The 5,522-nt window shown below is 44.6% G+C and carries 6 protein-coding genes; all 6 read right to left on the bottom strand.

What is annotated here, in order from left to right:
* Positions 1–3: 3 nt before the first annotated feature.
* Complete coding sequence (locus tag AC6I5A_RS10980) at positions 4–408, bottom strand: HicB family protein (RefSeq protein ID WP_034615686.1); 405 nt, start codon at positions 406–408, stop codon at positions 4–6.
* A 48-nt stretch (positions 409–456) separates the two neighbouring features.
* Positions 457–573, bottom strand: coding sequence for a type II toxin-antitoxin system HicA family toxin (locus AC6I5A_RS10975; protein WP_497900676.1), 117 nt, complete (start codon positions 571–573; stop codon positions 457–459).
* Positions 545–3,085 (bottom strand): ABC transporter permease, encoded by a 2,541-nt coding sequence (locus AC6I5A_RS10970; RefSeq protein ID WP_034615685.1) that lies wholly within the window; start codon positions 3,083–3,085, stop codon positions 545–547. The genes AC6I5A_RS10975 and AC6I5A_RS10970 overlap by 29 nt, the downstream gene beginning before the upstream one ends.
* Positions 3,082–3,759: an ABC transporter ATP-binding protein gene (locus AC6I5A_RS10965; protein WP_034615684.1), complete on the bottom strand. Its 678-nt coding sequence runs from the start codon at positions 3,757–3,759 to the stop codon at positions 3,082–3,084. Before AC6I5A_RS10965 ends, AC6I5A_RS10970 begins: the two co-directional genes overlap by 4 nt.
* 107 nt (positions 3,760–3,866) lie before the next feature.
* Entirely contained in the window at positions 3,867–4,784 is a 918-nt protein-coding gene (locus tag AC6I5A_RS10960; protein WP_034615683.1) for a sensor histidine kinase, read from the bottom strand.
* A 1-nt stretch (position 4,785) separates the two neighbouring features.
* Complete coding sequence (locus AC6I5A_RS10955) at positions 4,786–5,463, bottom strand: response regulator transcription factor (RefSeq protein ID WP_034615682.1); 678 nt, start codon at positions 5,461–5,463, stop codon at positions 4,786–4,788.
* Positions 5,464–5,522: the final 59 nt, after the last annotated feature.

Below are 5,522 nucleotides of genomic sequence, written 5' to 3'. Positions count from 1 at the left end.
ATCTTAGGGTCTATCAACTCCAAGGTATTCCTTAAGCGCAGCCTGGGTAATCTGAGAAAAATTCACTCCCTGCTTTTCTGCCAAATCCTTTAACCATGCCGGTAAAGTTATATTTGTCTTTACAGATCTGTTATCCATTTCATTCTTTACAACTTCCGGAAACACTGTGATAGGCACGATTATAGAACCGGTTGGAATATCGTTAAATGGTGGCTGAGCGGGAACTGGGATTATATTATTATCTTTTTCCATTCCCCACAGATGTAGTCCTAAAGCTTCAGTTGCCATACCCCGAGCATGTAAAAAGTTATCCCCTATTGAAATACATCCTGGTAAGTCAGGAAAATATACACCAAATGCTCCATCCACTGACGGTTCAAATACTGCAAAATAAGTTATTTTACGCAAGTTAATCCCTCCTATATTATTTTATATTTATTAGTAAGGATACAGTGCTTATTTCACCCCTGCCTGCTTCCATATGCTGTTGAGTGTACCAGGTGGAAGATCACCTTTGTGGTTCGGTAAGGTTACTTTACCCGAACTATTCCGCCTCCTGGAGCCGCTCCACAATACTTTGCTTATCAGTCAATGTATACAATACCAAAGGAATAATCGCTCCAAGCACAACCAGGAAAGGCAGTACAATTAATAGCGGCCACAGGATAAATTGGTAACTGAAAAACCACAGCATTCCGCAGAAGGGTTTAACAATCAATAGTGAAAATATCGTGCCGAAAGCGAGTGAAAGCACACAAGTTCCAAAGGAATAATAGAAGCCTTCATACGTCAGCATACTGCGCAGTTGCTTCCGGGTCATGCCAATGCTTTGCATCATGGCGAATTCCTTGCGTCGTGTCATGATACTCGTGAGGTTAGCATTGATGAAATTTAGTACACCAATCAGCCCAATGATAAAGCTCAGTGCGCCGCCAATTGAAACAACAGTGTTACGCATACCGGAAAACTCATTGAGAGCGGTAAACTTCGAAGTGTAATTCATCACAGGTTCCACCTTGTCGGTGTAGCTTTGTAAAAAGCTTTCCATCTCAGCTTCCTGATCTTTCGAAACATTAAAGGCATAGCTCATAACCGCCGGCTGTTCGACAAATGTTTTGTATACTTCCGCCGGGAGATAGAAGTTATAGTCCCATCCCGTGCGGTCGGAATTGGCATGAGTTTTTATTGCCACATGACCAAGCACTGTAAAATCTTTCGCAGTATACTCCCTATCGGCAAAAGTTTGCGACGTTCCCTTGTAGTTATGAAGGGTGAGCGTTTCACCCACTGCAAAATGAGCGCTGTCCATTTGCGGGACACCGTTGTCATCCAATTTAACTCCCTCCAGAATGTACTTGCCGGTAGCCAGCTTTTCAAAATCAAGCTCGCCATCAATAAGTTCCAGCCGTTGGATCGGTAAATTTTCAAGACCATAAACAGCAGCCATAAAGTCGCCATTACTGTTGATGTTATAACCCTGTGTTGTGTTCTTTTCGTCCTCTACCGCAAACATTTCCGCGCGGCCACCGTACAAACGCCCGCCCTCCTCAAAGCCGGGCTGAGCTTCCACTGCCTGAATGAAGCTTTCGCTGGTTTGATTTTCTGGACCGCGGAATTCATTTTGAAAGTAGTCGGCATGGGCAATCAAGAAATCGGTATCCACAAATTTGGAGAGGAACTTATCCATGTCAATGCTCTGAGACAGCGTGAACACCGTGTTCAGAAGCACAAGGCTTAGAGACAAGCTGATAAGCACCAGAATGGTACGTTTTTTGTTTCTTCCCRAATTCGCTAGTGCCAGACGAGGCATTTTCGCACTATGAGTGGATTTCTTTTGCTTGCTGTTTTGCTTTGTATTTCCTTCTGTGTACCGTACTGCTTCCACCGGCGATACAGACGCGGCTATGCTTCCGGGCTTATAGGTACTTATTAGCACTGTGACGAGAGCGAACAACGCCGCACCGATAAAAATCAACGGGCTGGGCGAGACAGAAACCGCACTTCCGGCATATGCAGAATTGTTAATAATAAGGGGAACAAGAGATTTACCGATAAAAAACCCCGCAATCAGCCCAATTGGTATTCCTATGGCCGAAAGGATCAGCGCCTGTCTGCGGATAATACGGCGGATCTGACTCCCGGTCGTGCCGATGGTTTTTAAAAGGCCATAAAACCGGATGTCCCGGATAACTGAAATTTGAAAAATGTTATAAATAATCAGATAACCGGTAAAAACGATAAGCAGCAAGCCCGAAACCATCGCAACAAGCGTGCCCGCGTCCATGCCAAAGTTTGTGGAAAGGTATGCCCAGTTCACATTATGCTCAAGATAGTTTGGCGCATTTTCGTCAAGAGAATAGCCGCTTTCAGTAATCACCTTTTCCAGCTTTTCCTGCAAATTGAAGCTATTTTTGAACATAATATAGGCGTTAATGGCGCCGGTGAGAGAATGGTCTTCCTTGAATGTATTTTGCAGTTCATCCGCATGAGCATCTACATAGGCTCGGGAGGCAAATATCTGCCCCACGTTAAAAACGGGATCACTTTCCCACCAACCGGCGAGGATAAAGTTGCGCTCGACTTCCTCACCCCTGATATTAAGTGTAAGCGTAAGCGGTGCGCCTACCTCCAAAGGTACGCCCATCAATTGCAAGGTCTTGGTATCTGCAATGATCTCGTTTTCAGCCATCGGTTTGTGTCCGCTTGTGGGCTCACAAAATCCAAGTTTCAGCCCCACATCGTCATAATACCAAAACTCTGCACGGCACTTTAAAAACTCTTCGTTTTCAACATCATCGCAGAGCATACGGTTATAGGCGATTTCTTTGATCAGAGAATGGTCTTTGATGTTGTCAAATTCCTCATCGTTAATATATTTAAGTACAGCATGACCATCGCCGCCCGCCTGACGCATAGAAGCCCGCTGCAGGCTCTCCACCGTACCTATGCCCATGGTAAAAAGCGTAGTAAAAAGTACCGCAGTCAAGGCAATGGCAATAATTGCAATCAGATTGCGGGTTTTGTTTGCGCGAAAGCTTTTGTCCGCCAGATTGCGAATTGCTTTTTTGTTCTTAACCTTAATCATTTGCCATCACCACTCACAATTTTTCCGTCCTCAATGCGGATGATCCGGTCTGCCATCTGGGCGATTTCCTCATTGTGCGTAATCATCACGATGGTTTGCTTGAATTGTTGGCTTGTCACTTTGAGAAGTCCCATTACATCAAGACTTGTCCTGCTGTCCAGGTTTCCTGTGGGTTCATCGGCAAGAATAATAGCCGGTTTTGCGACCAAAGCCCTGGCAATTGCCACACGCTGCTGCTGACCGCCGGAAAGGTTGTTTGGCAGATTATTCAGTTTGTTTTCAAGCCCCAGTGTCCCAATGATTTTATCCACATAGGGTTTATCCGGCTCATTGCCGTCCAGTTGAATAGGCAGGACAATATTCTCGTACACATTCAAGACAGGAACAAGATTATAATTTTGAAAAACAAAGCCGATTTTTCTTCTGCGAAAAATTGTCAGCTCTTCATCTTTCAACAAGAATACCTCCTTGCCATCCACGGTGACTGTACCGCTTGTTGGACGATCAAGTCCACCCAGCATATGCAGAAGAGTAGACTTGCCGCTGCCTGATGTGCCTACAATTGCCACAAATTCCCCTTTCTCAACGCTGAGGTCAACACCATCAAGGGCCCGCACCATCGTATCCCCACTGCCGTAATATTTTTTCAGTTCTTTTGTCTGAAGTATTGTCATTTGAATTACCTCCAAAAAAATAATCTGTATTGCAGCTTCCTACAATACAGACTATACTCTAACAATCTTTCCACAATCTATCTGAAACATAACAGTTTTGAAAGATTTCACTTTGTTGTCGGCAAAAATACTGAAAAGGTGGACCCCCTCCCCAGCACAGAGGATACCTTGATATAACCGCCCTCGGCTGCCAGGATCTCCCTTGCCAAAAACAGCCCAATGCCAACGCCTTCTTGATTGCTTACGTCTGCCGAGCGATAGAAACGAGTGAATATTTTGCTTTGTTCATGCTCTGCAATACCAATTCCATTATCCGTAATATCAATACGGCAGAACAACTCATAGGGTATGGCTTTAATAGTAATACTACCGCCGCTTTCGGTATATTTTACGGCGTTGTCAATGATATTGTATACTGCTTCGGTCGTCCACTTCAGGTCAAAGCAGGCACTTAGCTCCGTATCCTCCACCGCAACAGAAATACCTTTTGCCTCAGCCTTTGGCATGATTTGTTGCCGTGCATCATCCAGTAACCTTTGTACCGCTTCCTGCTGAGGTGAAACAGTTATTATTCCCGTTTCAAGCCGCGATGTTTTTACTAAAGCACTGATCAGAAAGTTCAGCTTCTCCGCCTGCGCGGACAAGGCTTTCACACAAACCATACAGTCCACCGGCAATTCATGTTCACTGAGCAGCTGTGAATAGAGCAGAATATTGGCAATGGGTGTTTTGGTCTGATGAGAAATATCCGATATCAACCCTTTTATTTTATCCTTTTCCGTAAGCAGATTCTTTGAGGAGACCGCACATATGGAAAGATACCGGGCAAGCTTCGCTTCCACCGCGGATAAAGCAGATTCATCAAAAACACCCTCAACAAAGCTGTCGTCTATGGCTGCGTCCAGCATACCGCTAATTTTCGCCAGCGTTTTCTTTGTCCTTTGACGATACGAAATAACAACAATCACAGCTGCTAATAAAGCAACAATGGCAATCCCGATACAAATATAATCAAGTGTATTCATATCATTTCACTGTCCATGTATAGCCGATGCCATAGACCGTTTTAATATATTGCGGCGCTGACGGAATATCTTCCAGTTTATCACGCAGCCTTTTTATCGTAACAGACAGGGCGTTTTCGTCCACATACTCTGCTCCGTCAGTCCAGATCCTGTCTACCAGATCGGCACGCGAAACGGTATTTCCTCTGTTTAGTATTAAGACTTTGAGCAATTTTTGCTCAGTTTTGCTTAGGTCAATAAGTTGGCCGTCTTTCCAAAACTCCATCTTTTCAAAGGAAAAGGAAAACCCGTCAATGTGTATCGTGTCGGAAAGCTGCTGTCTGCCCTTTCGCAGTTGGACGCCTACTCTTGCCCTAAGCACCATAAGACTGAAAGGTTTTGTGATATAGTCATCCGCACCAAGCTCAAAACCTGTTACAATATCAGTTTCCAGATCATTGGCCGTCAGGACAATGACAGGCAAAGCCGAATTTTTGCGAACATCGGCTAAAAGGTCAAGGCCCTTTCCATCCGGTAAATTGATATCCAAGATCATCAAATCAAAGGAATTGCTTTTCATCCGCTTCTTTGCACCGACAATATCATAGGCCTGCACAAAGGCGCAATTATCATCTTTTAGAGCAAGGACAATACCATTGCTTAGGGCGATATCATCCTCGACGATTAAAATGCGATTCATCATCCGCCCCCTGTTCCGGGAAATGCTCATTGGCTAAAATAAGTTATTCCTCCCCAAAC

The organism is Desulfosporosinus sp. Tol-M2, from assembly GCF_059735615.1.
Note: the sequence above shows the minus strand (reverse complement) of the source record. Positions and strands in the feature narration are given on the sequence as shown.